This window comes from Streptomyces sp. NPDC047974 (genome assembly GCF_040653375.1).
Classification (GTDB): Bacteria; Actinomycetota; Actinomycetes; order Streptomycetales; family Streptomycetaceae; genus Streptomyces.
The window spans coordinates 110540-137175 of record NZ_JBEZNU010000022.1 but is presented as its reverse complement, the minus strand read 5'-3'; the positions used below and the strand labels follow the sequence as shown (position 1 = coordinate 137175).

At 72.3% G+C, this 26636-nt stretch carries 23 protein-coding genes; 10 read left to right on the top strand and 13 right to left on the bottom strand.

The window, feature by feature from the left end; translation table 11 throughout:
* The coding region (locus AB0E19_RS27690; RefSeq protein ID WP_362184900.1) for an acyl-CoA dehydrogenase family protein at positions 1 to 603 on the bottom strand (603 nt) is incomplete at its 3' end.
* A 156-nt stretch (positions 604 to 759) separates the two neighbouring features.
* On the opposite strand from AB0E19_RS27690, the gene AB0E19_RS27685 reads away from it, so the two are divergent.
* The 3 genes from AB0E19_RS27685 (at position 760) to AB0E19_RS27675 (ending at position 3546) form a co-directional block, all read left to right on the top strand.
* Positions 760 to 1260, top strand: a complete 501-nt coding sequence (locus AB0E19_RS27685) for an SseB family protein (protein ID WP_362184899.1) — start codon at positions 760 to 762, stop codon at positions 1258 to 1260.
* A gap of 155 nt (positions 1261 to 1415) precedes the next feature.
* Positions 1416 to 2378, top strand: a complete 963-nt coding sequence (locus AB0E19_RS27680) for a pirin family protein (RefSeq protein ID WP_362184898.1) — start codon at positions 1416 to 1418, stop codon at positions 2376 to 2378.
* A gap of 100 nt (positions 2379 to 2478) precedes the next feature.
* Positions 2479 to 3546: an AI-2E family transporter gene (locus AB0E19_RS27675; protein WP_362184897.1), complete on the top strand. Its 1068-nt coding sequence runs from the start codon at positions 2479 to 2481 to the stop codon at positions 3544 to 3546.
* Positions 3547 to 3553: 7 nt separating this feature from the next.
* Here the strand turns inward: AB0E19_RS27675 and AB0E19_RS27670 are convergent, their stop codons facing one another.
* The gene (locus tag AB0E19_RS27670) at positions 3554 to 4366 is read right to left on the bottom strand and encodes an MBL fold metallo-hydrolase (RefSeq protein ID WP_362184896.1); all 813 of its coding nucleotides are present in this window, start codon (positions 4364 to 4366) and stop codon (positions 3554 to 3556) included.
* Positions 4367 to 4514: 148 nt separating this feature from the next.
* Entirely contained in the window at positions 4515 to 6653 is a 2139-nt protein-coding gene (locus AB0E19_RS27665; RefSeq protein ID WP_362184895.1) for a SpoIIE family protein phosphatase, read from the bottom strand.
* 152 nt (positions 6654 to 6805) lie between these two features.
* On the opposite strand from AB0E19_RS27665, the gene aspS reads away from it, so the two are divergent.
* The gene (aspS, locus tag AB0E19_RS27660; RefSeq protein ID WP_362184894.1) at positions 6806 to 8623 is read left to right on the top strand and encodes an aspartate--tRNA ligase; all 1818 of its coding nucleotides are present in this window, start codon (positions 6806 to 6808) and stop codon (positions 8621 to 8623) included.
* 60 nt (positions 8624 to 8683) lie between these two features.
* On the opposite strand, the gene AB0E19_RS27655 is transcribed toward aspS, so the two are convergent.
* The 5 genes from AB0E19_RS27655 to AB0E19_RS27635 form a co-directional block, all read right to left on the bottom strand.
* Complete coding sequence (locus tag AB0E19_RS27655) at positions 8684 to 9118, bottom strand: PIN domain-containing protein (RefSeq protein ID WP_362184893.1); 435 nt, start codon at positions 9116 to 9118, stop codon at positions 8684 to 8686.
* Positions 9115 to 9360 carry a CopG family transcriptional regulator gene (locus AB0E19_RS27650; RefSeq protein ID WP_362184892.1) on the bottom strand — a complete coding sequence of 82 codons (246 nt, stop codon included), beginning with the start codon at positions 9358 to 9360 and terminating at the stop codon, positions 9115 to 9117. Before AB0E19_RS27650 ends, AB0E19_RS27655 begins: the two co-directional genes overlap by 4 nt.
* A gap of 35 nt (positions 9361 to 9395) precedes the next feature.
* Positions 9396 to 9902: a GNAT family N-acetyltransferase gene (locus AB0E19_RS27645; protein WP_362184891.1), complete on the bottom strand. Its 507-nt coding sequence runs from the start codon at positions 9900 to 9902 to the stop codon at positions 9396 to 9398.
* A 57-nt stretch (positions 9903 to 9959) separates the two neighbouring features.
* Complete coding sequence (locus tag AB0E19_RS27640; protein WP_362184890.1) at positions 9960 to 10841, bottom strand: helix-turn-helix domain-containing protein; 882 nt, start codon at positions 10839 to 10841, stop codon at positions 9960 to 9962.
* A 419-nt stretch (positions 10842 to 11260) separates the two neighbouring features.
* Positions 11261 to 11680 carry an ATP-binding protein gene (locus AB0E19_RS27635; RefSeq protein ID WP_362184889.1) on the bottom strand — a complete coding sequence of 140 codons (420 nt, stop codon included), beginning with the start codon at positions 11678 to 11680 and terminating at the stop codon, positions 11261 to 11263.
* Between the two features lie 154 nt (positions 11681 to 11834).
* Between AB0E19_RS27635 and AB0E19_RS27630 the strand changes: the two genes are divergently transcribed.
* The 5 genes from AB0E19_RS27630 to AB0E19_RS27610 all read left to right on the top strand — a co-directional run bounded on the left by AB0E19_RS27630 (position 11835) and on the right by AB0E19_RS27610 (position 15593).
* Positions 11835 to 12677 (top strand): helix-turn-helix transcriptional regulator, encoded by an 843-nt coding sequence (locus AB0E19_RS27630; protein ID WP_362184888.1) that lies wholly within the window; start codon positions 11835 to 11837, stop codon positions 12675 to 12677.
* Positions 12674 to 12901: a DUF397 domain-containing protein gene (locus AB0E19_RS27625; protein WP_362184887.1), complete on the top strand. Its 228-nt coding sequence runs from the start codon at positions 12674 to 12676 to the stop codon at positions 12899 to 12901. Before AB0E19_RS27630 ends, AB0E19_RS27625 begins: the two co-directional genes overlap by 4 nt.
* A 27-nt stretch (positions 12902 to 12928) precedes the next feature.
* Positions 12929 to 13840 (top strand): intradiol ring-cleavage dioxygenase, encoded by a 912-nt coding sequence (locus tag AB0E19_RS27620; protein WP_362184886.1) that lies wholly within the window; start codon positions 12929 to 12931, stop codon positions 13838 to 13840.
* 94 nt (positions 13841 to 13934) lie between these two features.
* Positions 13935 to 14273 carry a DoxX family protein gene (locus AB0E19_RS27615; protein ID WP_362184885.1) on the top strand — a complete coding sequence of 113 codons (339 nt, stop codon included), beginning with the start codon at positions 13935 to 13937 and terminating at the stop codon, positions 14271 to 14273.
* 9 nt (positions 14274 to 14282) lie between these two features.
* Entirely contained in the window at positions 14283 to 15593 is a 1311-nt protein-coding gene (locus AB0E19_RS27610) for a hypothetical protein (RefSeq protein ID WP_362184884.1), read from the top strand.
* Positions 15594 to 15669: 76 nt separating this feature from the next.
* On the opposite strand, the gene metG is transcribed toward AB0E19_RS27610, so the two are convergent.
* Entirely contained in the window at positions 15670 to 17277 is a 1608-nt protein-coding gene (gene metG / locus AB0E19_RS27605) for a methionine--tRNA ligase (RefSeq protein WP_362184883.1), read from the bottom strand.
* Between the two features lie 78 nt (positions 17278 to 17355).
* A complete protein-coding gene (locus AB0E19_RS27600) occupies positions 17356 to 19425 on the bottom strand; it encodes a VWA domain-containing protein (protein ID WP_362184882.1) in 2070 nt (689 codons plus the stop codon).
* 252 nt (positions 19426 to 19677) lie between these two features.
* Here AB0E19_RS27600 and AB0E19_RS27595 point away from each other — a divergent pair, with 252 nt between their 5' ends.
* Positions 19678 to 21738, top strand: coding sequence for a PhoX family protein (locus AB0E19_RS27595; RefSeq protein ID WP_362184881.1), 2061 nt, complete (start codon positions 19678 to 19680; stop codon positions 21736 to 21738).
* Positions 21739 to 21796: 58 nt separating this feature from the next.
* On the opposite strand, the gene AB0E19_RS27590 is transcribed toward AB0E19_RS27595, so the two are convergent.
* The 3 genes from AB0E19_RS27590 to AB0E19_RS27580 all read right to left on the bottom strand — a co-directional run bounded on the left by AB0E19_RS27590 (position 21797) and on the right by AB0E19_RS27580 (position 26575).
* Positions 21797 to 22786 carry a hypothetical protein gene (locus AB0E19_RS27590; RefSeq protein ID WP_362184880.1) on the bottom strand — a complete coding sequence of 330 codons (990 nt, stop codon included), beginning with the start codon at positions 22784 to 22786 and terminating at the stop codon, positions 21797 to 21799.
* Positions 22787 to 22824: 38 nt separating this feature from the next.
* The gene (locus AB0E19_RS27585) at positions 22825 to 24297 is read right to left on the bottom strand and encodes an APC family permease (RefSeq protein ID WP_362184879.1); all 1473 of its coding nucleotides are present in this window, start codon (positions 24295 to 24297) and stop codon (positions 22825 to 22827) included.
* A gap of 328 nt (positions 24298 to 24625) precedes the next feature.
* Positions 24626 to 26575, bottom strand: coding sequence for an FUSC family protein (locus AB0E19_RS27580; RefSeq protein ID WP_362184904.1), 1950 nt, complete (start codon positions 26573 to 26575; stop codon positions 24626 to 24628).
* Positions 26576 to 26636: the final 61 nt, after the last annotated feature.

Here is a 26636-nt window from a genome sequence, read left to right as displayed (position 1 = left end):
CTCACCGCTGGTGATGAAGCGCTTGACGCCCTCGATGTGCCAGGAGCCGTCCTCCTGCTGGACGGCCTTGGTGCGGCCGGCGCCGACGTCGGAGCCCGCGTCGGGCTCGGTGAGGACCATCGTGGAGCCCCAGCGGCGCTCGACGGCGATCTGCGCGACCTTCTTCTGCGCCTCGTTGCCCTCGTTGTAGAGGATGCCGGCGAAGGCCGGGCCGGAGGAGTACATCCAGATGGCCGGGTTGGAGCCGAGCAGCAGCTCCGCGTACGCCCAGATCAGGGAGCGCGGGGAGACGGTGCCGCCGATCTCCTCGGGGATGCCGAGGCGCCAGTACTCGGACTCCATGAAGGCGTTGTAGGAGGCCTTGAAGGTGGCCGGGACCGGGGCGGTGTTGGTCTCCGGGTCGAAGACCGGCGGGTTGCGGTCGGCGTCGGCGAAGGACTCGGCCAGCTCGTTCTCGGCGAGGCGGCGGATCTCGTCGAGGATGCTCTTGGCGGTGTCGACGTCCATCTCCTCGAACGGACCGGTGCCGTACACCTTGTCGCGGCCGAGCACCTCGAAGAGGTTGAACTCGATGTCGCGGAGATTCGACTTGTAGTGCCCCATGGCGACGGCTCCGTAAAGATCGGGGAGGGATTCCTCGTACCGAGGGCCACCCGCTTCCTACTCACGGGTAGCGCACTCTTCTCTACGATGATGCTACCCGTCGGTAATAAGAGCAACCCCCGGCGGCCGATCTGTGACGCAGTAGGCTCTGGGCCCATGTACGGCTACGAGCAGAATCCGGGTGCGCAGCAGCAGTACGGGATGCCGGGGGGCATGCAGGGCGGGATGCCGAACGGGATGCAGGGCGGCGTTCCCGGCGGGTACGGCCAGCAGCAGGCGCCGCTCTATCCCGAGCCCTCGCCGCCCTCCCTCGCCGACGCCGTACGCGCCTTCACCACCGGCACCATGGCCGCCGAGGACTTCCAGCAGATCTTCGCGAGCTCGAAGGTCTACTGCCCGCGCGGCGACAACCCCGGCTTCCTCGCCCTGCACAACACCCAGCAGCCGGTGATCCCCATGTTCACCACGCTGAAGGAGCTGCGGCGGTACGCGGGCAAGGAGTCGAAGTACTTCGTGATCACCGGTGCCGAGGTGATCGACCTCCTCCCGACGGGCTACGGCTTCGTGCTCGACATGGAGGGCGACCACCGGATGGTCTTCGACGCGAAGGCCGTGGAGCAGATGGTCGACTTCGCGATGCGGCGGATGTACGGCTGATCCAGTCTGGATGTACGCGGGGGCGCCCGGGAGGAATTCCTCCCGGGCGTTCCGCGTTCCGGGTGGCAGGAAGTTCAGCATTCAACTAAAGTGAGGGTACGAGGACAGGCCGCGAAGGCCATCGAACCCTCAGGCCGTACGAAGGAGGTCCCGCCATGCCCGCCGTGACTGTCGAGAACCCGCTCACCCTGCCGCGCGTCGTCGCCCCGGCCGACGCCGCCCCGCGCCCCGTGCTCGCCGTCACCACGGCCCCGCAGGGCTTCGAGGGCGAGGGCTTCCCGGTCCGCAGGGCCTTCGCGGGGATCAACTACCAGTACCTCGACCCGTTCATCATGATGGACCAGATGGGCGAGGTGGAGTACGCGCCGGGCGAGCCCAAGGGCACCCCCTGGCACCCCCACCGCGGCTTCGAGACCGTCACCTACATCGTCGACGGCACCTTCGACCACCAGGACTCCAACGGCGGCGGCGGCACCATCACCAACGGCGACACGCAGTGGATGACCGCCGGCTCCGGCCTCCTCCACATCGAGGCCCCGCCGGAGTCCCTGGTCGTCTCCGGCGGCCTCTTCCACGGCCTCCAGCTGTGGGTGAACCTGCCCGCGAGCGACAAGATGATGGCCCCCCGCTACCAGGACATCCGCGGCGGCCAGGTCCAGCTCCTCACCTCCCCCGACGGCGGCGCGCTGCTCCGCGTCATCGCCGGCGAGCTCGACGGCCACCAGGGTCCCGGCGTCACCCACACCCCGATCACGATGATCCACGCCACCCTGCGCCCCGGCGCCGAGATCACCCTGCCCTGGCGCGAGGACTTCAACGGCCTCGCGTACGTCATGGCCGGCCGCGGCACCGTCGGCGCCGAGCACCGCCCGATCCACCTCGGGCAGACCGCCGTCTTCGGGCAGGGGGGCTCGCTGACCGTCCGCGCCGACGAGAAGCAGGACTCGCACACCCCGGACCTGGAGGTCGTCCTCCTCGGCGGCCGGCCCATCCGCGAGCCCATGGCCCACTACGGCCCCTTCGTGATGAACACCCAGGCCGAACTCCGCCAGGCCTTCGAGGACTTCCAGGCGGGCCGGCTCGGCACCATCCCGGCCGTCCACGGCATGGGCGAGTAACGCAGACGCGCGGAGAAGACGCGTCCGCGCATGACGGGTCGTCGCCCGGACGGCCCGTCATGTCCGCGTTTCCCGCGCAATGATGTGATCTTATGGACGGGTGCAGACCAGTCGAGCGCCCCTTCTCCCCGAGCCCGCCCGCAAGCTCGCCGCCTGGTGCGCCGTGGCGCTGCTCGTCGCCGGGGTCGCCGCCGTCTTCATCTGGCTCTGCGTGGTCTTCAAGGCCGCCGTGACGCCGGTGCTGCTCGCCATCCTCGGGACGGCGCTGCTCGGACCGCTCTACCGGCGGCTGCTGCGGATGAAGGTGAGCAAGTCCCTCGCCGCCGCGATCACCGTCCTCGCCGTCCTCGTCGTCGTCGGCGGAGCCACGTACATCGTCGTCGCCGCGCTGATCGAGACCGGGGACCAGATCCTCGCCTCGCTGCGGCAGGCAGCCCTCGACATCGCCGAGCACTTCGGGGCCGCCGGGACCTCCCTGGCGGACCTCGCGGAGAACGCCAAGAACCTCCTGGAGAAGTTCGGCGGGACCGCCGCCTCCGGGGTGATCTCCGGACTCAGCGTCGTCGGGCAGATGCTCGCCACCGCCGTCCTCGCCCTCCTCCTGATCTTCTTCTTCCTCCGCGACTCCGACCGGGCCGCCGGCTCCCTGCGCTCCCTCGTCCCCTCCGCCACCGGCGACACCGCGGAGGCGATGGCCCGCCGCGCCTTCGAGGCCGTCGAGGGCTTCATGCGCGGCACCACCCTCGTCGCGCTCGTCGACGCCGTCCTCATCGGCGTCGGCCTGCTCGTCCTCGACGTGCCCGGCGCCGTCGGGCTCGCCGCGCTCGTCTTCGTCACCGCCTACATCCCGTACCTCGGCGCCTTCCTCTCCGGCGCGGTGGCCGTCCTCGTCGCCCTCGCCGACCGCGGCTTCGTCATCGCCCTGTGGGTCCTCGGCGTGGTCCTCGCCGTCCAGGTCATCGAGGGCAACGTCCTCCAGCCGATGGTCCAGAGCCGCACCGTCCAGATGCACCCGGCCGCCGTCATGCTCGCGATCACCGCCGGCGCCTCCGTCGCCGGCGTCCTCGGCATGCTCCTCGCCGTCCCCCTGACGGCCGCCGCCACCGGCATCCTCGGCGAACTCCGCGCCCGGTACGGCACCCCGCGCCCCGAACCCGACACCGCCTAGGCGGACCTCAGACGGCCGCCGCGCCCGGCTCGAAGGACTTCAGCATGGCCTCCAGGGCCGCCTGGTCCGGGCCGACGAAGGGGTCGGAGTCCGGCGCGGCCGCCAGGGTCTCCAGCATCCGGTCCGTCATCCGCACGGCCGGCGGCAGATGGGTGCAGAGCACGATCTCCGGGTTCGTCTCCCGCAGCGGCGCCAGGGTCGCCCGGTACTTCTCCGGGTCCACCAGGTGCACCCACGGGCTGTCGAGCGTCGCCCACAGCAGCTGCGCGGCCCGCAGCTCCTCCGGCTTCAGGTCGCTCGCGTGCCCGCTCTCGGCGAGCTCGGCCGTCGGCATCGGCCCGCCGAAGCAGTCCGAGCTGAAGGCGATCCGGGTGCGGTCGTCGTAGAAGCCGACGGTCGCCGGACTGTCGAAGAGCGGCGGCCGGAAGGCGTGCAGGGAGCGGTCGCCGACGTCCAGGGACTGCCCCGGGTTGAGGAAGTACACCCGGTCCATCGGCAGCGGCCGCTCGGTCGTCATGATGCCGAAGCCGAGGAAGGTGGTCACCACGCGCGCGTGCGGGGCGGCCTCCAGGAGGTCGAAGATGCCGCCGGTGTGGTCGCGGTCCGGGTGGGAGAGCCAGATCCAGCGCACGTCCGGGGGGTCGATCACCCCGCTCAGCGCGGCGAGGAAGTCCCGGTCGTCGAGGGACAGCCCGGTGTCGACGACGACGGGTTCGGCGGCGGTCAGCACGTAGGCGTTGACGGGGACGTGCCCGATCCCCGGCACTTCCAGGCTGTCGGCCAGGACGGTGGTGTCACTGCCGACCTTGTGGGTGTCCATGGCGTACTCCGTGGTCCCCCCGGCGGCCGTACGACACCAGTCTCCGCCGTACGGGGGAACCCCGCGCGCCGGAGGCCTACGGGCCCGGGCCGGCGCGCCTCGTCGGGTGCCACGCGCGCGTGCGCCTCGGGAGCCCCCGCGGTGCCCCCTACGCGCAGCACCCCTCCGGCCCCGCCGGCTCCGTCAGCTCGAACCAGATCGTCTTGCCCTCGCCGCGCGGTGCGACGCCCCACGCGTCGGCCAGCATCTCCATCAGGACCAGGCCGCGTCCGCTGGACGCCATCTCGCCCGGGTGCCGCTTGTGCGGCAGTTCGTCGCTGGCGTCGGAGACCTCGACCCGCAGCCGGCGGCCCTTGTCGCCGCAGGCGACCTCCGCGGTGAGGAGCGCGTCGCCGTCCGTGTGGACGAGGACGTTCGTGACCATCTCCGAGACCATCAGGACGGCCGCGTCCAGCTGGTCCTCGTCCGTCCAGTCGTGCAGCAGCTGCCGCACCTGCTCGCGCGCCTCCGCGATGCGCTCCGGCTCCGCCTGGGCGATCGTCATCAGCGTGCGGCGCGGGGCCTCCCGTACCGTCGTCGCCGGCCGGCGGGAGAGCAGCAGGACGGCGATGTCGTCCTCCCGCCGGTCCGCGAGCGGGCCGGTGGTGTGGTGGGATCCGGGCCCGTGGACGGCCTCCACGAGGGTGTCGGCCAGCTCCTCCAGGTCGTCGCCCCGGTGCGCTTCGAGCAGGCGCCTGACCCGCTCCCAGCCGCTGTCGAGGTCGTGCCCGCCGGTCTCCAGGAGGCCGTCGGTGCAGATCATCAGGGTCTCGCCGGGTTCGAGGGTGAGCCGGGTCGTGGGGTAGTCGGTGTCGGCGTCGATGCCGAGCGGGAGCCCGCCGGCCGTCGGCCTCAGCAGAACCGTTCCGTCGACCATGCGGACCGCCGGGTCCGGGTGGCCCGCCCGGGCGATGTCCACCGTCCCCGTCTCCAGGTCGACCTCCAGGTACAGGCAGGTCGCGAAGCGCGGCCCGCCGCCCGGAGCCCCGGTCCCGGGCCTGCCGTCGCCGTCGCCGTCGTACCCGTCGTTCACCCCGTACAGGAACCGCGAGGCCCGCGACAGCACCGCGTCCGGCCGGTGGCCCTCGGAGGCGTACGCCCGCAGCGCGATCCGCAGCTGCCCCATCAGCCCCGCCGCCCGCACGTCGTGCCCCTGGACGTCCCCGATCACGAGCGCGATGCGGCCCGCACCGCCGCCCGTGCCGCCGGGCAGCCGGATCATGTCGTACCAGTCGCCGCCGACCTGCAGACCGCCGCCGGTGGGCACGTACCGCGCCGCCACCTGGATCCCCGGGATCCCCGGCCCGAGCACCGGCATCATCGTCCGCTGGAGACCGAGCGACAGCTCCCGCTCCGACTCCGCCACCCCGGCCCTGGCCAGCGCCTGCGCCAGCATCCGCGCCACCGTGGTCAGCACCGACCGCTCGTCCGGCGTGAACGTCACCGGGTGCTTGAAGGCCGCCATCCAGGCGCCCATCGTCCGCCCCGCCACGACCAGCGGCACGAACGCCCACGACTGCCGCTCGAAGGGTTCCGCCAGCGGCCACGTCGTCGGGAAGCGGCGCCGGTACTCCTCCGGGGACGGCAGGTACAGCGCCCGCCCGGTCCGCACCACCTCCGCCGCCGGGTAGTCCGTGTCCAGCGACATCGACGTGAAGGGGCCCTCGTCGCCGTCCTGCTGTCCGTGGTGCCCGATCACCGTCAGCCGTTCTCCCGACATCCCGAAGACCGCGAGCCCGTCCGGCGAGAAGCCCGGCATCGACAGCGAGGCCGCCACCCGCAGCACCTCGGCCGTGGACCGCGCCTCCGCCAGCGCCCGTCCCGCGTCGAGGAGGAACGCCTCCCGCGACCGCCGCCAGTCCCCGGTGATCGGCGTGTGCGGCCCGGCCGTCCCCGGCTGCGGGTCCGCCACCTCCTGGAGCGTCCCGACCAGCTGGTAGTCGCTTCCCTCGATCAGCGGCTTGGACCGGCTGCGTACGGTCCTGATCACCCGGCCCTGATCGTCCATGATCCGCAGCCGGGCCTCGGCGAGCGTCCCCTCGGCCACCGCGAGGCTGACGACCCCGTCGATCTCGTTCCAGTCCACCGGATGGAAACGCGAGCGCACCGCCGCCTCGCTGAGCCGCACCGGCTCGGCGGGCAGCCCGAGCAGCCGGGCGGCCTCGGCGTCGAGCGAGACGATCCCGGAAGCGTTGTCCCAGCGCCACAGGCCCGTGGCGATCGCGGCCAGGACGTCCTCGGTGCGCATTGCCCCACTTTATGAATATCGGTCTGCGTGTCGCCACCGAGAGTATTCGAATCGCGATCTTGGGTGTCCCGGTAGGCTTGGTGCGGCCCCGGCACTGCCCGGGCCGAGGTTTCAAGGTTTTCTCTCCGATCCCGAAGACTGGATGAACGACGATGCATCGGTACAGGTCCCACACCTGCGGCGAGCTCCGCGCCTCTGACGTCGGCACCGACGTCCGGCTGAGCGGCTGGCTGCACAACCGTCGAGACCTGGGCGGCATCCTCTTCATCGATCTGCGCGACCACTACGGCATCACGCAGCTCGTCGCCCGCCCCGGCACCCCCGCCTACGAGGCCCTCGACAAGCTGACGAAGGAGTCCGTCGTCCGCGTCGACGGCAAGGTCGTCTCGCGCGGCGCGGAGAACGTCAACCCCGAGCTGCCCACCGGCGAGGTCGAGGTCGAGGTCGGCGACGTCGAGGTCCTCGGCGCCGCCAAGCAGATCCCCTTCACCATCAACGCCGACGACGGCGTCAACGAGGAGCGGCGCCTGGAGTACCGCTTCCTCGACCTGCGCCGCGAGCGCATGCACCGCAACATCATGCTGCGCTCCGCCGTCATCGCCGCCATCCGCTCCAAGATGGTGGCCCTCGGCTTCAACGAGATGGCGACCCCGATCCTCGCCGCGACCTCCCCCGAGGGCGCCCGCGACTTCGTCGTCCCGTCCCGTCTGAACCCGGGCAAGTTCTACGCGCTGCCGCAGGCGCCGCAGCAGTTCAAGCAGCTGCTGATGATCTCCGGCTTCGACCGCTACTTCCAGATCGCGCCCTGCTTCCGCGACGAGGACGCCCGCGCCGACCGCTCGCCCGGCGAGTTCTACCAGCTCGACGTCGAGATGAGCTTCGTCGAGCAGGAGGACGTCTTCCAGCCGATCGAGAAGCTCATGACCGAGCTCTTCGAGGAGTTCGGCGGCGGCCGCCACGTCACCTCCCCGTTCCCGCGGATCCCGTTCCGCGAGTCGATGCTGAAGTACGGCAACGACAAGCCCGACCTGCGCACCTCGCTCGAACTCGTCGACATCTCCGACGTCTTCGAGGCGTCGGAGTTCAAGGCCTTCGCCGGCAAGCACGTCCGCGCGCTCGCCGTCCCGGACACCGGCGACCAGCCCCGCAAGTTCTTCGACGGCCTCGGCGACTTCGCGGTCTCCCTCGGCGCGAAGGGCCTGGCCTGGGTCCGCGTCGGCGAGGGCAACGCCCTGACCGGCCCCATCGCCAAGTTCCTCACCGAGGAGAACGTCAAGGTCCTCACCGAGCGCCTCGGCCTCGTCCCCGGCCACGCGATCTTCTTCGGCGCCGGCGAGTTCGACGAGGTCTCCAAGATCATGGGCCCGGTCCGGGTCGAGGCCGCCAAGCGCGCCGGCCAGTTCGAGGAGAACGTCTTCCGCTTCGCGTGGATCGTCGACTTCCCGATGTACGAGAAGGACGAGGAGACCGGCAAGATCGACTTCTCGCACAACCCCTTCTCCATGCCCCAGGGCGGCCTTGAGGCCCTGGAGACGAAGGACCCGCTGGACATCCTCGGCTGGCAGTACGACATCGTCTGCAACGGCATCGAGCTCTCCTCCGGCGCCATCCGGAACCACGAGCCCGACATCATGTTCAAGGCCTTCGAGATCGCGGGCTACTCGCGGGAGACGGTCGAGCAGGAGTTCGCGGGCATGCTCCGCGCCTTCGAGTACGGCGCCCCGCCGCACGGCGGCATCGCCCCGGGCGTCGACCGCATCGTGATGCTCCTCGCGGACGAGCCCAACATCCGCGAGACGATCGCCTTCCCGCTGAACGGCAACGCCCAGGACCTCCTGATGGGTGCCCCGACGGAGCTGGACGAGGCCCGTCTGCGCGAGCTGAACATCCAGCTCCGCAAGCCGGTCGAGAAGAAGGTCGTCGACGACCGCCCGGTGACCGAGTCGGTCCACCCGGACGCGGCGCGCTGAACCTGACGCGCGCCTGAAGGGCCCGGAACCGTAGGAACGGTTCCGGGCCCTTCGTCCGTCTCAGCCGTCGACAGGCAGGATCCGGAACGCGGCCAGGCCCCGGGTGAGTGGTTCGATCGCTCGGTAGTCCCGCTGATCGAGAGTGAAGATCCTGTCGGTCCTGTACCGATCCGCCAGCACGACGCCCACGGCGTCCGCCAGATCCAGGCGGAGCCCCTCGTACTTCGCCCGGACCGCGTGGGCGGACCTCAGGTCGGCCAGGCGTAGCTCCGCGAGCTTGTACTGGCCTGCCTCGATCCTCGTGTTGAGCGCCTCCATGATCTGCATGGCGGCAGGGAATCCGAGATCCCGGTGCACCAGGTGATCCAGTTCGGTGATCACGAGCGGCGAGAGGGCGAACACCTCGCGGTCGAGGAGCGCCGCGGCGGCGGCGTGTTCCGGCTGCGCGGCGTCGAAGGCCGCGTAGAGGGCGGACGTGTCCGCGATGATGATCAACGCCGGGCATTCCGCTCTTTGATGTGCTCGTACACGGCGTCATCCATGCCGTCCGCGGACCGCGGACGCCCACTGTCGAAGACGGGAAGCGCTCCGCTGCCCGTCTTCGCCCTGGGCGAGGAGTCCAGGAGCAGGGCGATGCCTCGACGAATGAGTTCCGCCTTGCTGACGCCGGTGGCTGCGGCCTCTGCGTCGAGGCGCAACTCCAGCGCCTCGGGGAGATACACCGTCGTCTTTATCATGCCCTATATGGTACCACCCATGCCCGTTTCGTCCCCTAGGCGTGCGGCCCCGTCGCCCACCGCACCTCTCCGTCGTGAATCTCTCCCGTAGAGACGAGCCCGGCGGCGCGGGCGACGGCAGCGGAGGCGGCGTGGCCGGGATGGACGTGGGCGACGACGGTACGGACCCGGGGCCGCAGCCACCCGACGAGCGCCCGGGCGGCCTCGGAGGCGTACCCCCGCCCCTGCCAGGCGGTCCCGACGACCCAGGCGACCTCGGCCCCCTCGCCGGTCACGGTCGCCTGTACGGTCCCCACGAGCCGCCCGCCGTCCTGTTCCCGCACCACCCAGTTGCACCAGGTGGTCCCGGGCTCGGGCGCCCCGCCCTCCCACCGCGCATACCGCGCCCGCAACTCCTCCAGGCTCTCCGGCGCACCCCCGATGAACGCGTGCAGCGCCGGATCCCCCAGCACCCCGGCCATCTCCTCGGCATGCCCGACCTCCAACGGCACGAGCTCCAGCCGCGCGGTGTGGATCGGCTCGACGATGACGTCCCCTTGCACCTTCTCGTCCCCCTCCTTCTGTCGTCACCGGAGCTGGGCGACGACCCCATCATGACGTCAGCGGTGGGTCGGTGACGGCGTGTACGTCGCCGACTCGGTGTCGGGGTCGCCGCAGGTGGGGCAGGGGGTCGCGGGTGGGGCTCGGAAGCAGGTGTCGCAGGTCTCGCAGTGGAGGAGGGGGCGCGGCGGCGGAGCCGTCGGGGGCGGGGCGGCGAGTGGGGGTGCCGGGGGGAAGTGGGCGGTCAGGCGGTGGGCCAGGAGGGCGGCGGGGCGGCGGAGGGGTTCCTCGGGGAGGCCCGTCGTCAGGGCGCTGCGGATGATCTCCGGTGGGGCGCCGCGTTCCAGCCAGGCCCCCACGCCGGGGGCGAGGTGCCGGGCGTCGGCCTCGGAGACGTACAGGCGGGGGTCGGTGTCGCGCAGGCCGACGAGGACGTCGACGGCGGCGCGGAGGAGTTCCTTCGCCGGGAAGGCGGGGCGGGGGACGGGTGGGAGGGGGCGGGGGGCCGGCTCTTTCGGCTTCGGCTTCGGCTTTGGTCCCGGCTTCGGTTCCAGTTGCGGTTGCGGGCTTGGGTTCTGGGGTGCGTCCTGTGTGGGGGACGGGGGTGGGGTGGCCGGCTTCCGGGGAGTGGGGCGGTGTGGCGCGGTGGTGCCGGGGCTGTGGCGGATGACCGTCTCGGTGATCAGGCGGCCCGTTGCCGTGCGGACCACCGTGCGCCGCAGATAGCCGCGCCCTTCCAGGGCGTGGAGGGCGTCCGCGACCTTCTGGCGGCTGAAGCCGAAGCGGTCGGCGAGGCACCTGATGGTCACGGAGGTGCCCTCGCGGACGGACATCATGTAGCAGCCGATCGCGATCGCCACGCCGCCGATGTCCGGGTCCTGGAGGAGGCGGTTGGTGATGACGGTGAAGTCGCGGGTGTGGCGGGTCGTCTCGTGGACCACTCCGCGAGAAGTACCCCGGGAAGAGTGGTTCTTGGCGTGGGGGCGAGACGGGGCGGGTGCGCGCCGACTACGGTGGGAGGTATCCATCGGGAAGGTCTAGCTTCCTGCTTGGTAGGCCCTCGCACTGGGACGGCAATCCCTGCGGGGGCCGACGCATTTCTGCGGTCGGGTGGGTTCTTTCGCTGAGCGTAGGGCACGCAACCTGGTCCAAACCGCGTCCAGTTGGCATATTCACTCGCGTGAGTGACCGCGCTCCCACGCGGCGGTAGGGGTGGGTGGGGGAGTTCTCCCCCGCCCGTTCTTCGTCTTTCCGTCCTGGGGGGTTTGCCGCCCACCGGCGCGGCGTCCTGGCCCCCGGCGTCCGGGTGAGTGGGATCCGGTGGCGTGGCGATCGATGCAGGTCGGAGGGGGTGGTGTCGTCATCCACCGGCCGGGTGATCGAGCTCCGCCCACACCGTCTTGCGGGGTACGGGTCCCGGTGCGACGCCCCAGCGGTCCGCCAGTTCCTCGACCAGCAACAGGCCGCGTCCGGCGTGGGGTTCGGGGAGCTCGTCCCCTCGGGTGTCGCTGACCTCGATGCGCAGCAGCCCGGGGTTCGCGAGGAGCGAGAGGCGGAAGTCGCGGCCGGCGACGCGGCCGTGCGTCGCCGCGTTCGCCGTCAGCTCGGCGACGATCTGCGCGGCCGCCTCGGTGACGGCGTACGGGATGTCCCGCCGGGGCCGCAGCCACTCGACCGCCAGGAGCCGGGCGAGGCGTGCGCCGCGCGTGGTCGGCGAGAGCCGGATGTCGAAGTGGTTCTCGGGGGAGGTGAGTTGGGAAGTCCCGTTCTTCTCGTTCACGTCACCGAGCGTGGCCGGGTACGGCTAGCGTGAACAGTCACCCCGCCGATACGTAGGGTGACTGTCCGGAGCTTGTCCACTGCTGTCCGGTCTGTCGGGGACCCCGTGGCGGGTAGGGGGTTGCGGCCATGGAGGACACGCGGAGGGGTGCGGGATGTCGGCGGAGGAAAGCGGTTGGGAAGTCGATCCGGACGACGAGTGGGGAGTCGCCGTCGTCGCCACGGTGGGTCGCCAACTGCGCTTGCGGCGCGAGTCGGTGGGCATGCGCGCCGCCGAGTTCGCGGAAGCGGTCGGTTACGGCGAGGACCTCGTCTACAAGATCGAGGGCGGGAAGCGGATCCCGCGCCCCGAGTACCTGGACAAGGCGGACGAGGTCCTGCGGGCCGATGGCTTGCTGTCGGCGATGAAGGACGACGTCGCGAAGGTCCGGTACCCGAAGAAGGTGCGGGAGCTGGCGCAGTTGGAGGGCCGGGCGGTGGAGATCGGGGTGTATGAGTGCAGTTACATCCCGGGCCTGCTCCAGACGCCCGAGTACGCGCGGGGACTCCTGGGGTCGTGGCTGCCGGCCTATTCGCCGGACGACCTCGAGCGCCGCGTAGCGGCACGCATGGCGCGGCAGTCCGTCTTCGACCGGCTGCCGGCGCCCGCGCTCGGCTTCGTGCTGGAGGAGTCGACGCTACGCCGGAGGGTTGGGGGCACAATGGAGCGGAGGCGGCAGTTCGAACGGCTTCTGGAGGTGGGGCGGTTGAACAGCGTCGCGCTTCAGGTGATGCCGATGGCCAGCGGTCCGCATCCCGGCCTGGGCGGCCGCATCGAGTTGCTCAAGTTTGAGGACGGCACGGCCGTCGGCCGGTCCGACGGCGCTTTCAACGGGCGTCCGGTGTCCGAACTCAAGCAGCTGCGGATACTTGAACTGCGCTTTGGCGCCATCCGTGCCCAGGCTCTGCCGCCGGAGGAGTCGCTGGCCCTGATGGAAAGACTGTGGGGAGAAACATGATCCGCAAGCCCTCCTTCGGGGACGTCTCCGAACTGACGTGGTTCAAGAGCAGCTACAGCGGTGGTCCCGACGGCGACACCTGCGTGGAGGTCGCCCCCACCCTCACCGCTGTCCACGTCCGGGACTCCAAGGACACCAGCCTTCCCCACCTGGTCCTGTCGCCGGAGGCCTGGCGCGGGTTCGTCGGCTTCACAGGGACGCACAGCCAGCGCTCACGGTCCTGACAGGGCCGGTCCCTAGGGTCCTCGGCCATGAGCGAAGAGCAGAAGCACAGGCGGGACATGTCGCGGCGGCGGGTGCTGGTCCTCGGGGGCGGCGCCGTCGTCGCGGCCGGGATCGGAGCCGGGGTGGTCACCACCGCCTCGGCCGGGAGCAGCACGGACAGCGCTGCCGCCGAGGGGTGTTACCGGCTCACCTCCGAGACGACCGAAGGCCCGTACTACATCGACGCGGACAAGATCCGGAAGGACATCACCGAGGGCAAGGAGGGGATCCCCCTCACCCTCCGCCTCAAGGTGATCGACGCGGAGAGCTGCAAGCCGCTGAAGGGCGTCGCCGTCGACGTCTGGCACTGCGACGCGCTGGGGATCTACTCCGGGTACGAGAGCATCGGCAGTGGCGGCGGTGGCGGGGGCGGCGGTACGCCTCCGAGCGGTGAGCCGCCGACGGACGCGCCGCCCTCCGGCATGCCCACCGGGACCCCGCCCACCGGAGGTCCCGGCGGCGGGGGCGGGGGCGGTCACGAGGAGCCGACCGACGACTCGCGCTATCTGCGCGGGACGCAGCTCACCGGCAGCAACGGGGTCGTCGAGTTCACGACGGTCTTCCCCGGGTGGTACCGGGGGCGGTGCGTGCACATCCACACCAAGGTGCACGTGGGCGGGACGATGACCTCCGCCGGGTACGAGGGCGGGAACACCTGCCACACCGGGCAGTTGTTCTTCGGCGAGGAGGCCGTGCTCGACGCGGCGGCGGTGGCGCCGTACTCCACCAGCACCACCGAGCGGACCACCCTCGACCAGGACACGATCTACCCGGGGAACGGCGCCGAGGGCGGGCTGCTCACCCTCAGGTACAAGAAGGGGCGGATCGCGGGCGGGGTCGTCGCCACGCTCACCATGGGGGTCGATCCCGAGGCCACCCACACCGGGACCGACGGCTGAGGTACGGCGGGCGGGGAGGGCGTCACACTCTCGGGGCGGGCTTCGTCATGGGGGTGGACGGCCCCTTCAGGGGCCCGCAGCCCGAGGAGTTCCGATGTCCCTCACCGCCACCGTCGTCACTGCCGTCGCCGCCTTCATGGCGGGGTTCTCCGGGGTCTCCGTGCTGGCCCGGGCGAAGTTCGTCGTCGAGCCGCTCGCCGCGTACGGGGTGCCGGAGCGGGTCTGGAACCTGCTCGGGGTGCTGAAGCTGGCCGGGGCGGTGGGGCTCGTCGTCGGGTTCTGGGTGCCGGTGATCGGGATGCTCGCCGCGGTCGGGCTCGTGCTGTACTTCGCCGGGGCCGTGGTCACCGTGGTGCGGGCGCGGGCCTACGGGCACGTGGCGTTCCCGCTGGTGTACATGGCCCCCGCCGTGGCCGCGCTGGCCCTCGCGTAACCTCCCTCGGTGACGAGAACCAGTACGACCACCCGATGGCGCTCGCGCGCCGCCACCGCGACGGTGGCGGTGCTCGGCCTCCTCGGCCTCACCCTGACGGCGGCTCCGCAGGCCGCCGCCGCGTCCCCGGTGGCGCCGATGGACGCCACGCAGATGCGGCTGACCGCGAGCGGCTTCACCGAGCGCTGGGCCGCGATCGACGACCTGGAGGCCTCCGGGAAGGTCACCGGCTTCGCCGGCCGGACCGCGCTCTCCCCGCTCTTCGACCCGGGTGTCACCAGCGGCGTCACCGGAATCTCCGGGCTCTGCCACCCCCACAACCTCAACACCGCCTACAGCATCGGCGGCTTCTGCTGGAACAAGGAGGACGACGTCTCCAGCACGTGGACGCCGCAGGGCTTCACCGGCTCCCACGACGCCCAGCCCACCGGCACCTGGGACGGCAAGTACCTCTACATCGCCTCCTGGCACAACGCGGACGACAGCCAGGCCCGCATCACCGTCGTCAACAACAGCAGCCCGAGCGTCGCACCGGTCTACCACCGCATCCTGCTCGTGGACCCGTACGGCTCCGGCGACACCGCCGGCTACCGGGCCGTGGGCGACAAGACCAGCCCCGCGCTCCCGCACCCGGGAGGCCACGCCGACGGCGTCTCCTGGTACGGCAACAAGCTCTTCGTCTCCACCGGCCACCAGATCCAGGTCTACGACCTGCGCCACCTGTGGAAGACCACCCGCGACGCCACCAGGGTCGGCGTCGTCGACGGCACGGCGTACTCCGGCGACCACGAGTGGGCGCTGCCGATGATCGGCATGTACTCCAACGGGGCCTACGGCTCCGCCTGCACGGACACCGCGCCGTGCATGACCTCGCTCAGCCTCGACCGCACGGGCCCCGACAGCCTGGTCACCTCCGAGGTTGGGGCGACGGGCGGCCGTCCCCTCGTCCGCTGGCCGCTGAACGCCACCGACGCGCTCCTCGACACCGACGGCGCCGACAACCACACCGGCGAGGTGACGGCGAACGCCGCGTACCGCGTGCCCATCTGGAAGGTGCAGGGCGCGGCGACCGACGGCACGTACTACTACTTCAGCGGCGAGTGCCCCGAATACGCCGGCACGACGAACTCCGACGTCGCGTACTGCATCCACCGGGCCAAGCCCGGCGAGGCGCCGCACGTCCTCACCAAGGCGCCGCCGCTCACCCAGAACCTCTCCTGGTCCCCGGCCGTGCACCGGCTGTGGGGCATCAACGAGCGGGCGAACTACTCGGGACCGGGCAAGCGGGTCGTGTTCACCCTGAACCCGCCGTACAACTAGCCGGGCCTGTGACACGGCGAAGGCCGCCGGCCCCGGGAGACAGGGGCGGCGGCCTTCGCTCGCGTACGGGTGGACGTCAGTCCTTCTTCGGGTCCTCCAGGCGCGGGAAGAGCACCGCGCCCTTCGTCACCGTCGCGCCGGCCGGCAGCCGGCCCCAGGTGGCGGCGGAGTCGACCGACTGGGCGGCCAGGGCGCCCAGGGAGGCCTCGGCGCCGAGCGAGTCCCAGAGGGCCTGCGAGGTCTCCGGCATGATCGGGTTGAGGAGGACGGCGACGGCGCGGAGGGACTCGGCGGCCGTGTAGAGGATCGTCGCCAGGCGGGCCCGGCCCTCCTCCGACTCGTCCTTCGCGACCTTCCACGGCTCCTGCTCCGTGATGTAGCCGTTGACCTGCTTCACGAAGTCGAAGATCGCCAGGATGCCGGCCTGGAAGTCCAGCTCCTCGCCGATCTTGGCGTCGGCCGTCGCGACCGCCTTCGCCAGGCCCTCGTGGATCGCCTTCTCGGCGTCGCCGTCGGCCGTCGAGGCCGGCAGCTCGCCGCCGAAGTACTTGCCGACCATCGCCGCCACGCGGGAGGCGAGGTTGCCGTAGTCGTTGGCCAGCTCGGAGGTGTAGCGGGCGGAGAAGTCCTCCCACGAGAACGAGCCGTCCTGACCGAAGGCGATGGCCCGGAGGAAGTACCAGCGGTACGCGTCCACGCCGAAGTGCGAGGTCAGGTCCTGCGGCTTGATGCCGGTCAGGTTCGACTTCGACATCTTCTCGCCGCCGACCATCAGCCAGCCGTTGGCCGCGACCCTGCCCGGGACGGGGAGGCCCTGCGCCATCAGCATCGCCGGCCAGATCACCGCGTGGAAGCGGAGGATGTCCTTGCCGATGAGGTGGACGTCCGCCGGGAAGGTCTCGTCGAACTTCTCCGGGTTCTCGTTGTAGCCGACCGCCGTCGCGTAGTTCAGCAGCGCGTCGATCCACACGTAGATCACGTGCGCGCTGTCCCACGGGACCGGGATGCCCCAGTCGAAGGTCGAGCGCGAGATGGAGAGGTCCTCAAGGCCCTGCTTGACGAAGTTCAGGACCTCGTTGCGGGCGGACTCCGGCTGGATGAAGCCCGGGTTCGCCTCGTAGAACTCCAGCAGCTTCGGGCCGTACTCGCTCAGCTTGAAGAAGTAGTTCTCCTCCTTGAGGATCTCCACCGGCTTCTTGTGGACGGGGCACAGCTTGGTGCCGTCCTCCGCCTCGATGAGATCGCCCGGGAGCTTGAACTCCTCACAGCCGACGCAGTACGGGCCCTCGTAGCCGCCCTTGTAGATCTCGCCCTTGTCGTACAGGTCCTGCACGAACTCCTGGACGCGGTCCGTGTGACGCTTCTGCGTGGTGCGGATGAAGTCGTCGTTCGCGATGTTCAGGTGCTCCCAGAGGGGCTTCCACGCCTCCTCGACGAGCTTGTCGCACCAGGCCTGGGGCGTGACGTCGTTCGCCTCGGCCGTGCGCATGATCTTCTGACCGTGCTCGTCCGTGCCGGTGAGGAACCACACCTTCTCGCCGCGCTGACGGTGCCAGCGCGTGAGCACGTCGCCTGCGACGGTCGTGTAGGCGTGGCCCAGGTGAGGAGCGTCGTTGACGTAGTAGATGGGGGTCGTGACGTAGAACGCCTTCGCCCCCTGCTTCTCGGATCCAGTGGCCGCCATGGTCGAAATCCTAACGGGCCTACGAAGATCCACTCACATCGATAAGCAGGGGGCGGAGCGGGTGGTTCAGCCGGGCGTTCAGAGAGCGAGGCCGGTGAGGACGCCTCGGTAGAACTCCGGGTGCGGGGTCTCGGCCGGCGCCGGGCCCGCGAAATGGGTCGCCGTACGGTCGGCGGTGAGCTTCCGCAGGTAGTCGAAGGCCTTGCCGTCCTCCTCGCCCCAGGCCGTGAAGCGCCAGTGCACGGGGCGGCCGGCGGCCTCCGCGAGGGCCTGCGTCGCGGCGGTACGGGACTCGGGGGCGCCGTCCGTCTGGAAGACCACCAGCGCGGGGCGGGCCGGGTCCGCCTTCTCGTGGTGGGCCAGGACCTCCTCGACGGCACGGTGGTAGTTCGTCCGGCCGAGGCGGCCGAGGCCGGCGTTGATCTCCTCCACGCGGGTGGCGGTGAGCTCGGCGGGGGTCAGGTCGACGACCCCGTCGACGTCGGTCGAGAAGAAGACGGTCGTGACCGTCGCGTCCTCGTCCAGGTGCGCGGCGAGCGCGACGGCCTGCTCGGCGAGGCGCTGCACGGACCCGTCCTTGAAGTACCCGCGCATCGACCCGGACCGGTCGACGACCAGGTACACCTTCGCCCGCGCCCCCGAGAGCCCCTTCTTCCGCAGGACGCTTCCGGCCGCCTTGTACGCCTCCACCAGCCCCGGCGTCCCGACCGCCTTCACCCGCGCGAGCGAGACGGCGGCGGCCCCCTGCGGGGTGCTGCCGGTGCTGCCGGTGCTGTCGGTGTCCGTGTCGGCGCTGGGCTGGGCGTCCGCCGCGACGGGCTGCGCCTCGGCCTCCGGCTCCGGCTCCGGCTCCGTGACGAGCGTGGCCTCGGGCTCGGCGTCGGCCGCGACGGGCTGCGCCTCGGCGTCCGGCTCCGGCTCCGGCTCCGGCTCCGTGACGAGCGCGCTCACGGGTTCGGCGTCGGCCGCGGCCGGTGCGGCGGCGTTCTCGGGCTCGGCGTCGGCCGTCGGCTCCGCCTCGGCGGTGTCCGGAGCGGCGTCCGCCTCCGGTGCGGCCTCGGCGGTGGCCTCGGTGTCCGAGGTGGGCTCCACGGTGGCGGTGGCCTCGGGGGCGGCCTCGCCGGCCGGCTCCGGCTCGGTCGCGGCCGGGGCCGCGTCGGTGGCCTCGGCCGTGGGCTCCGCCTCGGCGGTCGTCGGCGTGGGCTCCGCCTCCGGCGTGCCCTCGGCCTCGGCCGTCGGCTCCGCCTCGGCGGGGGCCTCCGTGTCCGCGGTGGCCTCGGCGGACGCCTCGGGGGTGGCCTCGACCTCGACCTCGACCTCGGCCTCGACCTCGGCCGTCGGCTCCGCCTCGGTGGTGACCGGGGTGGCGTCCGCCTCCGGTGCGGCCTCGGCCGTGGCCGTCTCGGCGGGGGCCTCCGTGTCCGGGGTCGGCTCAGCGGCGGCGGTGCCCTCGGCTTCGGCCGTCGGCTCCGCTTCGGCCGTCGGCTCCGCCTCGGCGGGGGCCTCCGTGTCCGCGGTGGCCTCGGCGGATGCCTCGGGGGTGGCCTCGGCCGTGGGCTCCGCCTCGGCGGTCGTCGGCGTGGTGTCCGCCTCCGGTGCGGCCTCGGCCTCGGCCGTCGGCTCCGCCTCGGTGGTGACCGGGGTGGCGTCCGCCTCCGGTGCGGCCTCGGTCGTGGCCGTCTCGGCGGGGGCCTCCGTGTCCGGGGTCGGCTCAGCGGCGGCGGTGCCCTCGGCCTCGGCGGTCGGCTCCGCCTCGGCGGATGCCTCGGCCGTCGGCTCCGCCTCGGCGGATGCCTCGGGCGTCGGCTCCGGCTCGGCGGTGGCCGACGGGGCCGTCTCCGCCTCCGTCTCCGCCTGCGGGGCACCCGCACCCGCACCCGCACCCGCGTCCGCGTCCGTGGTCCGGTCCGAGGGGGACGTGCGGGCCTTGGGGATCTGGGGGTTGTCGAAGGCGGCGGCCACCAGATCGTCGGCGGCCTGGCGGGCTGCCGTTTCCGGGGGCTCCGGGGCCGTCTCCGCCTGCGGCTGCGTCTCCGGCTGCGTCTCCGGCTGCGTCTCCGCCTGCGGGGGCTCCGGTTCGCGGGACTGGGGAGGGACGGAAGGGGTCGCGGGATCTTCGCGGTCGCGGCCGAATACCTTGCGCAGCAAGCTCCGAATACCCATGGGCGAACCCTTTCGCATGAGTTGGATGCGGTATGCGTCCTTCATCCCTGGCCAGGGCGGACACGTAAGGTTAGCGGCCACGTCCTCCGGTTCCAGGGACCCCGTCGGTCACGGTTGCCGCGCATTCATCCGGCGTTCATTCCGCCGCCGCCCGCGTGCAGATGTGCACACATACCGTCACGGCCGAACGGATTCCCGACACCATGTCGGCGCAGTGCTGCGCCGGAGGAGGACCAAGTGCGCAAACTGCTGCCGCTGATCGGTACGAACCCGCACGGAGGCGGCCGTTCCGCCCTCACCTGCCGGTTCCGGTGTGGTGACGCCTGCTTCCACGAGGTGCCCAACACCAGCGACAACGAGTACGTCGGCGACGTCATAGCCGGTGTCCTGTCGCGCCGTTCCGCGCTCCGCGCCGCCGCCGTCGTGACCGTCGCCTCCGCCGCCGGCGGGGCCGTCGTGCTCGGTGGCGCGCCCGCCGCCGAGGCGCACCCGGGGCACAGGCCCGCTCCCCAGGCCGACGGCGCCCGCGGGCTCCGCTTCGCGCCCGTCGCGCCCAACACCGCCGACCAGGTGACCGTGCCGGCCGGGTACGGGCAGAACGTCGTCATCCGGTGGGGCGAGCCGATCCTGCGCGGCGCGCCCGCCTTCGACTCGGAGAAGCAGACCGCCGCGGCGCAGGCCGGGCAGTTCGGCTACAACAACGACTTCCTCTCGCTGCTGCCGCTGCGCGGCGAGTACGGGCGTCAGGTGCTCGTCGCCAACCACGAGTACACGGACGAGGTCCTGATGTTCCGGGGGTACGACTCCGAGAACCCGACCCGCGAGCAGGTCGAGATCGCCTGGGCCGCGCACGGCCTCTCCGTCGTCGTGGTGCAGGAGGAGCGCCGTACGGGCAAGCTCTCGCCCGTTTCCCGGCACTACCTGAACCGCCGCCTGCACACCACCAGCGAGTTCGAGCTGACCGGTCCCGCCGCGGGTTCCGCGCTCGTGAGGACCTCCGTCGACCCGGACGGCCGTACCGTCCTCGGCACGCTCAACAACTGCGCCGGCGGCACCACCCCGTGGGGCACCACCCTCCACGGCGAGGAGAACTTCAACCAGTACTTCGCCAACGGCTCGTCCGCCACGGACAAGCGGTACGGCGTCGGCACCGGCGCCTCCGAGCGCAAGTGGGAGCGGTTCGACAAGCGCTTCGACCTCGCGCAGGAGCCGAACGAGGTCCACCGCTTCGGCTGGGTCGTCGAACTCGACCCGTACGACCCCGACTCCACCCCGCGCAAGCGCACCGCGCTCGGCCGCTTCAAGCACGAGGCCGCGCAGCCGCGCCTGACCGCCGACGGGCGCCCGGTCGTCTACATGGGCGACGACGAGCGCTTCGACTACTTCTACAAGTTCGTCTCCTCGAAGCGGATGATGAAGGGCGGGTCGCGCAAGGCCCGCGCCCACAACCTCACCCTCCTCGACGAGGGCACGCTGTACGTCGCGAAGCTGACCGGCGACTCCCCGGCCGCCGAGATCGACGGCACCGGCAAGCTCCCGAACGACGGCGAGTTCGACGGTTCCGGCACCTGGATCCCGCTGGCCACGGCCACCGAGGACGGCGCCGTCTCGCACGTGCCCGGCATGACCGCCGAGGAGGTCTTCGTCTTCACGCGCCTCGCCGGTGACAAGGTCGGCGCCACGAAGATGGACCGCCCCGAGGACGTCGAGCCGTCGCCGCGCTCCGGCCGCGTGTACGTCGCCCTGACGAACAACTCCAACCGCGGCAAGGGCACCAACCCGGGCGCCGACGAGGCCAACCCGCGCAACCTCAACAAGCACGGGCAGATCCTGGAGCTCGCCGAGCACTGGGACGACCCGTCGTCCGACGGCTTCGCCTGGCGCCTCTTCCTCGTCGCCGGCGACCCGAACGACCCGGCCACCTACTTCGCGGGCTACCCGAAGGAGAAGGTCTCCCCGATCTCCTGCCCGGACAACGTGGCCTTCGACCCGCACGGCAACCTGTGGATCTCCACCGACGGCAACCAGCTCGGTTCCCACGACGGCCTCTTCGGCGTCGCGGTGCAGGGCGACCGCCGCGGCGAGCTGAAGCAGTTCCTCACGGTGCCGCGCGGCGCCGAGACCTGCGGCCCGATCATCCAGGACCGCCGCGTCCTGGTGGCCGTGCAGCACCCGGGCGAGCTCGACGGCGCCTCCGTCGAGAATCCGGCCTCCGTCTGGCCCGACGGGCCCGGCAGGATCGTCCGTCCGTCGGTCGTCGCCGTGTGGCGCACCGACGGCCGCGACATCGGCGTCTGATCCGGTAAGCGGTAAGCGGTAAGCGGTAAGCGGTAGCGGTACGTGAGGGCCTGGGCGGTCAGACGACTCCCAGGCCCTCGCGGAAGCGGACGAACTGTTCCTCCGGGTCGCCGGTGTACGCCCACGGGACCCACGCCGCCCGCGCGCCGAGCAGGCCCATCAGCTCCCGCGCCAGCTCCACCTGGCCCGCGTAGCAGGCGGCGTGCGCCAGGAAGTTGAGGTCGCCGACCTCCTCGGGCGCGAGGGGCAGGGACGCGTCCCGGCCGCCGATCCAGCGGTCGTGGGTGCGCCGCAGCTCGGTCACCGCGAGCTCGTGCTTCCAGTGCTGGTCGAAGCCGCGCACCGGGCCGCGCCCCAGCGCCCCGTCCGCGATGTAGCGGTACTCCTCCACCCGCGCCACCTGCACCAGGACCGGCAGCGCCGAGCCGGGCGGCGCCACTCCGGCCGCGTCGCGGGCGAAGTCGTACATCGAGCCGTGGGTGCCGTGCCAGCGGGCCGAGAGGTAGCGCAGGACCTGGACGTGGCCCTCGATGCTGTACGGGTCGCGGCGGCGCAACTCGTCGAACCAGTAGCGCAGTTCCCGGCGCGGGACGCCGCCTTCGTACAGCCGCGCCACCGACAGCAGCGACACCCACGGCATCGGGTCGGCGGGCGCCGCCTCCGCGGCGCTCCGGCAGGCGTCCACGGCCGCGTCGATCCTGGTCCGGTCGACGGCGGCGCCGCGGCCCGCGGCGATGGCCGCGTCGAAGACCCGCACCACCTCGGTCGCCGCCCGCAGCACCGCCGCGTCCGCGCTGTGCGGTTCGGCCGCCCGCCAGGTCTCGACGGTGGAGCTGCCGGCGGCGGCGTGCGAGAGCAGCCGGACGCGGTGGGTGCGGCGGGCCCAGTCGTCGCCGGTGGCGGCGAGCAGGTCGCGCACGCCCTGCCAGCGGCCGATGACGATGTCGTGACGGGCCTCCGTCAGCGCGCGGTCACCGAAGTCCGGGTCGAAGTCGGGGGTGAACCGCTCCGCGCGGGACCGTCTGAGGGGGCGTCGGCGTACGCCCATGGGGGCCTCCTTCCCTCACGAAGTACCGGGTGTCGTCGTCAGAAGTCCGTGGCGTAGCTCTTGTCGCGGACGCGGGTGCCGGGGGACGCGGGGGCGGCCTCGCCGGCGGCGGCGAGCGCGCGGCCCGCGTCGAGGCGGGCGGGCCGGTAGTAGCCGCTGCCGCGGCGCCAGTACACGGTCATCGGGACGAGCCCGGCGGCGAGGCCCCCGAGGCCGATGGTGAGGGCGGTGGTGGACAGCTCGCCGAGGGATTCGACGAAGGCCCACAGCATGAACGCCGAACCGAGCAGCGGCCACACCCCGCCGAGGAGCAGGTTCTTCGCGGAGCGCAGCAGCAGCGACTTGTAGGCGACGACGGCGGCGATGCCGGCCAGGCCGTAGTAGAAGGCGATCTGGAGGCCGATCGCGGAGACCGCGTCCCGCAGGATCCGCTGGACTGAGCCGGCGGCGGCCGCGCCGGCGAAGAGGACGAGGGCGGCGGCGCCGACGGCGGCGATCGCGACCCACGGGGTGTTCCAGCGGCGGTGGACGAGGCCGAGGGCGGCCGGCAGGGTCCGGTCGCGGCCCATCGCGAAGAGCGAGCGGGTCACCTGGAGCAGGGTGGTCTCCAGGGTGGCGACCGTGGACAGGATCACGGCGACGACCAGCAGCTTCCCGCCGACGCCGGGCCAGATCTCCTCGCCGAGGACGGCGAGCACGTTCGGTCCCGCGGCCAGGATCCGGTCGGCGGGCAGCAGCACGTTCACGGCGACGGTGAAGGCGACGAAGAGGAGGAAGACGAAGCCGACGCCGACCAGCGCGGCGAGCCCGGCGGTCCGCCGGCTGTTCCGGGTCTCCTCGCTGAGGTTGCTGGTGACGTCCCAGCCCCAGTAGTAGAACGCGGCGATCAGCGCGCCCGCCGCGAAGCCCTCCGGGCCGTGGAAGTGCCCGAGGCCGAACCACGACCAGTCGAAGGCGACCGCCCGGCCCCGGTGTGCCACCGCGGCCAGGACGAAGGTGAGGAGGATGGCCATCTCGACGCCCGACATGAGGAGTTGGGCGCGGACGGTGAGCCGGGTGCCGCCGAGGACGACGCCGAGCATCAGCAGGAACCAGCAGGCGCCGACGGCCGCCGCCAGCGGCGTGGAGGAGGCGAGGCCGGGGGCGACGAGGGCGAGGGTGAGCGAGCCGGCGGGCAGGGAGCCCGCGACCATGAAGACGGTGGCGGCGAAGACCAGCGCCCAGCCGGAGAGGAAGCCCAGGAACGGGTGGAGGGTGCGGCCCACCCAGGAGTAGCCGGCGCCGGCGTTGACGTCGATCCGGCCGAGGCGGGCGTAGGCGAGGACGATGCCGAACATCGGTATCGCGCAGTAGAGGAGCGCGGCCGGCCCGGCGAGCCCGACCGCGCCGAAGAGGACCGCGGTGGTGGCGGCGAGCGAGTAGGCGGGGGCGCTGCCGGCGACGGCCATCACGATGGTGTCGAAGGTGCCGAGGACGTTGGGCTGGAGCCCTCTGCTCGTGGTCGTGCGCATGACGGGGTCCTCGGAGTCCTGGGAGTGGGTGGGGGGTTCCGGACGACGGAGGGTGAAGCGGGAGGGGAGGGAGAGGCGGAAGGAGAGGCGGAAGGGGAGGCGGAGGGGGAGGGCGGGCAGGGCGAACTGGCGTGTCGGGCGGGCCGGGTGACGGGCCCCGTGCGGGCGCGGGCAGGGGGTACGGCAGGGGACGGCAGGCCTGCGGACGCTGATCACATCGGGGCGGTCGAGCGCATCGTAGTCGCCCGGATGGAATCCGGTAACGGTGGCAGGAAGGTTCCGTTCCGTGACCGCCGGTAAGTCCATCGACGCGCCCCCGGCGGAGGGTTTACGGCCCGTCCGGGGGCAGTTCGGGCCCGGCGATGGCGCGGGCCGCGCGGACCTCCTGGCGGAGCGGCGCGAGGACGCCGTCCTCGTCCTCGGGCAGTTCGGCGCGGACCGCGACGAGGGTCTCGGTGGCCCGCAGCCCGTCGGCGAGTTCGCGCAGCTCGCGCGCCACCTCGGCGACCTCCGCCGGGTCGGGCGGCGGGGCGCCGTGCGTGACGCGGATGCGGGCGGCGGTGGTGGCGTCCACGATCCGCTCGACGGCGATGGCCAGCGGCCACCAGGCGGCGGCGCGGGTGCCGGTCGGCGGCGGTTCGGTGAGGGCCCGCTGGAACTCGGAGCGGACCGCCGACAGGTCCCGGTACAGCTTGCGGCGGGCCCGCAGCCGGCCGGCGTCGACACCGGCCCGCGCGGGACCGGGCGGGAAGGCGCGGTCCACGTACGCGGCCGAGTCCGCGACCGCGTCGGCGAGCCGGTCGCCGATCCGGCTGTGCCAGGACTCCGGCCAGAGCAGGTAGCCGGCGACCAGCGCGATGGCGCAGCCGATGAGGGAGTCGTACAGGCGGGGCAGGACGAGGTCGAAGCCCTGCTGGTTGAGGGCGTCGGAGAGCAGCAGGATGACGGGGGTGACGGCCGCGGTCTGGAAGGCGTACCCCTTCGCGGAGAAGACCGGGATGAGCGCGGCGAGCACCGCCATCACCGGCACGTCCCACCATCCTCGGGGCACCTCGGCGAGGACGAGGGCGGCGGAGACCAGGCCCAGGCAGGTGCCGACGGCGCGCAGCACGGCCCGGGAGAAGACCGAGCCGAAGTCGGGCTTCATCACGAAGGTGACGGTGAGGGCGACCCAGTACGAGCGGGGCACCGCGATCAGCGAGACGAGGGACTGGGCGAGGCCGATGCAGAGCGCCAGGCGGAGCCCGTACCGCCACGAGGGCGCGGACAGCAGCATCGTGCGGGTGGCACGGCGGACGCGGACGGCGAGGGAGGCGGGGCGGCCGAGGCGGTCGTCGACGTCGTAGGGGTTGGGCTCGGCCGCGTGGACGACGGTCGCGGCGTGCCGGAGCGCGTGCGCGACGGCCTTGTCGGAGGGGCGGTCCGAGGGCGGCAGGGCGGGTTCGGCGAGCTCGGTGCGGTCGTTCTCGACGGCGTCGGCGAGCGCGCGGATCGTCGCGGCGACGGCCGGGGGCAGCGGGCCGTGGATCCGGGCGCGGAGGTCGGCGGCGGGGGCGGCCTCCAGGAGCGGGATCAGCACGTTGAGCTGCGCGAGCAGCCGGGCCAGGGAGGAGGTGCGGCCGTGCTGGCGGGTGCGGCGGGCCAGGATCAGGTCGTACGACTGGTTCAGCGAGCCGGTCACCGCGTGGCGCTTCTCCTGGTACGCCTCCGTCCCCGCCGCCTCGTACAGGTCGGCGAGCGTCCGGTAGGTGGCCGCGACGGCGGCCCGCTCCGGGGCCGCGCGGCGCAGCGGCCAGCCGAGCAGGGTGAGCGCGAGGACGACGAGGCCGCCGAGGCCCAGCAGGACGGGGGCCTTCCACCACGGCTCGGGCATGGGGAGGCCGGCGCCGACGACGGCGTTGAGGAGCAGGAGGAGACCGGAGGCGGAGGCGACCGCGCCGATCGAGGAGATCATCCCGGAGACGAGCGCGACGACGGTGAGCGTGGCGACGGCGAGCCAGCCGTGTCCGAAGACGAGCGTGCCGAGGGTGACGCCGAGGGCGCCGAAGAGCTGGGGGACGGCGATGTTGAAGACGCGCATCCGGTAGGCGTCGGCGGTGTCCCCGATGACGCCGGAGAGCGCGCCCATGGAGACGAGGGCGCCCTCGGCGGGGCGGTCCAGGGCGAGGCCGGCGGCGAGGGGCAGGGAGAGGGCGAGGGCCGCGCGGACGACGGCGGGCCAGGGGACGGGCGCGGGTTCGGGCCGCAGTCCGGCGGTCAGCCACACCGGCGGCGCCATCCTCCCCGTCCGCCCCGTCCTGCCCGTCTGCCCCGTCCCGGAACCCATGCCCCCAAGTTAC

What these genes read in the sequence shown, in the direction of transcription:
- metG (WP_362184883.1), bottom strand. Translation starts at nt 17,277, where the DNA reads ATGGCGGCCACTGGATCCGAGAAGCAGGGGGCGAAGGCGTTCTACGTC.
- AB0E19_RS27585 (WP_362184879.1), bottom strand. Translation starts at nt 24,297, where the DNA reads ATGCGCACGACCACGAGCAGAGGGCTCCAGCCCAACGTCCTCGGCACC.
- AB0E19_RS27620 (WP_362184886.1), top strand. Translation starts at nt 12,929, where the DNA reads ATGAGCGAAGAGCAGAAGCACAGGCGGGACATGTCGCGGCGGCGGGTG.
- aspS (WP_362184894.1), top strand. Translation starts at nt 6,806, where the DNA reads ATGCATCGGTACAGGTCCCACACCTGCGGCGAGCTCCGCGCCTCTGAC.
- AB0E19_RS27615 (WP_362184885.1), top strand. Translation starts at nt 13,935, where the DNA reads ATGTCCCTCACCGCCACCGTCGTCACTGCCGTCGCCGCCTTCATGGCG.
- AB0E19_RS27625 (WP_362184887.1), top strand. Translation starts at nt 12,674, where the DNA reads ATGATCCGCAAGCCCTCCTTCGGGGACGTCTCCGAACTGACGTGGTTC.
- AB0E19_RS27650 (WP_362184892.1), bottom strand. Translation starts at nt 9,360, where the DNA reads ATGATAAAGACGACGGTGTATCTCCCCGAGGCGCTGGAGTTGCGCCTC.
- AB0E19_RS27685 (WP_362184899.1), top strand. Translation starts at nt 760, where the DNA reads ATGTACGGCTACGAGCAGAATCCGGGTGCGCAGCAGCAGTACGGGATG.
- AB0E19_RS27630 (WP_362184888.1), top strand. Translation starts at nt 11,835, where the DNA reads ATGTCGGCGGAGGAAAGCGGTTGGGAAGTCGATCCGGACGACGAGTGG.
- AB0E19_RS27670 (WP_362184896.1), bottom strand. Translation starts at nt 4,366, where the DNA reads ATGGACACCCACAAGGTCGGCAGTGACACCACCGTCCTGGCCGACAGC.
- AB0E19_RS27590 (WP_362184880.1), bottom strand. Translation starts at nt 22,786, where the DNA reads ATGGGCGTACGCCGACGCCCCCTCAGACGGTCCCGCGCGGAGCGGTTC.
- AB0E19_RS27680 (WP_362184898.1), top strand. Translation starts at nt 1,416, where the DNA reads ATGCCCGCCGTGACTGTCGAGAACCCGCTCACCCTGCCGCGCGTCGTC.
- AB0E19_RS27580 (WP_362184904.1), bottom strand. Translation starts at nt 26,575, where the DNA reads ATGGCGCCGCCGGTGTGGCTGACCGCCGGACTGCGGCCCGAACCCGCG.
- AB0E19_RS27665 (WP_362184895.1), bottom strand. Translation starts at nt 6,653, where the DNA reads ATGCGCACCGAGGACGTCCTGGCCGCGATCGCCACGGGCCTGTGGCGC.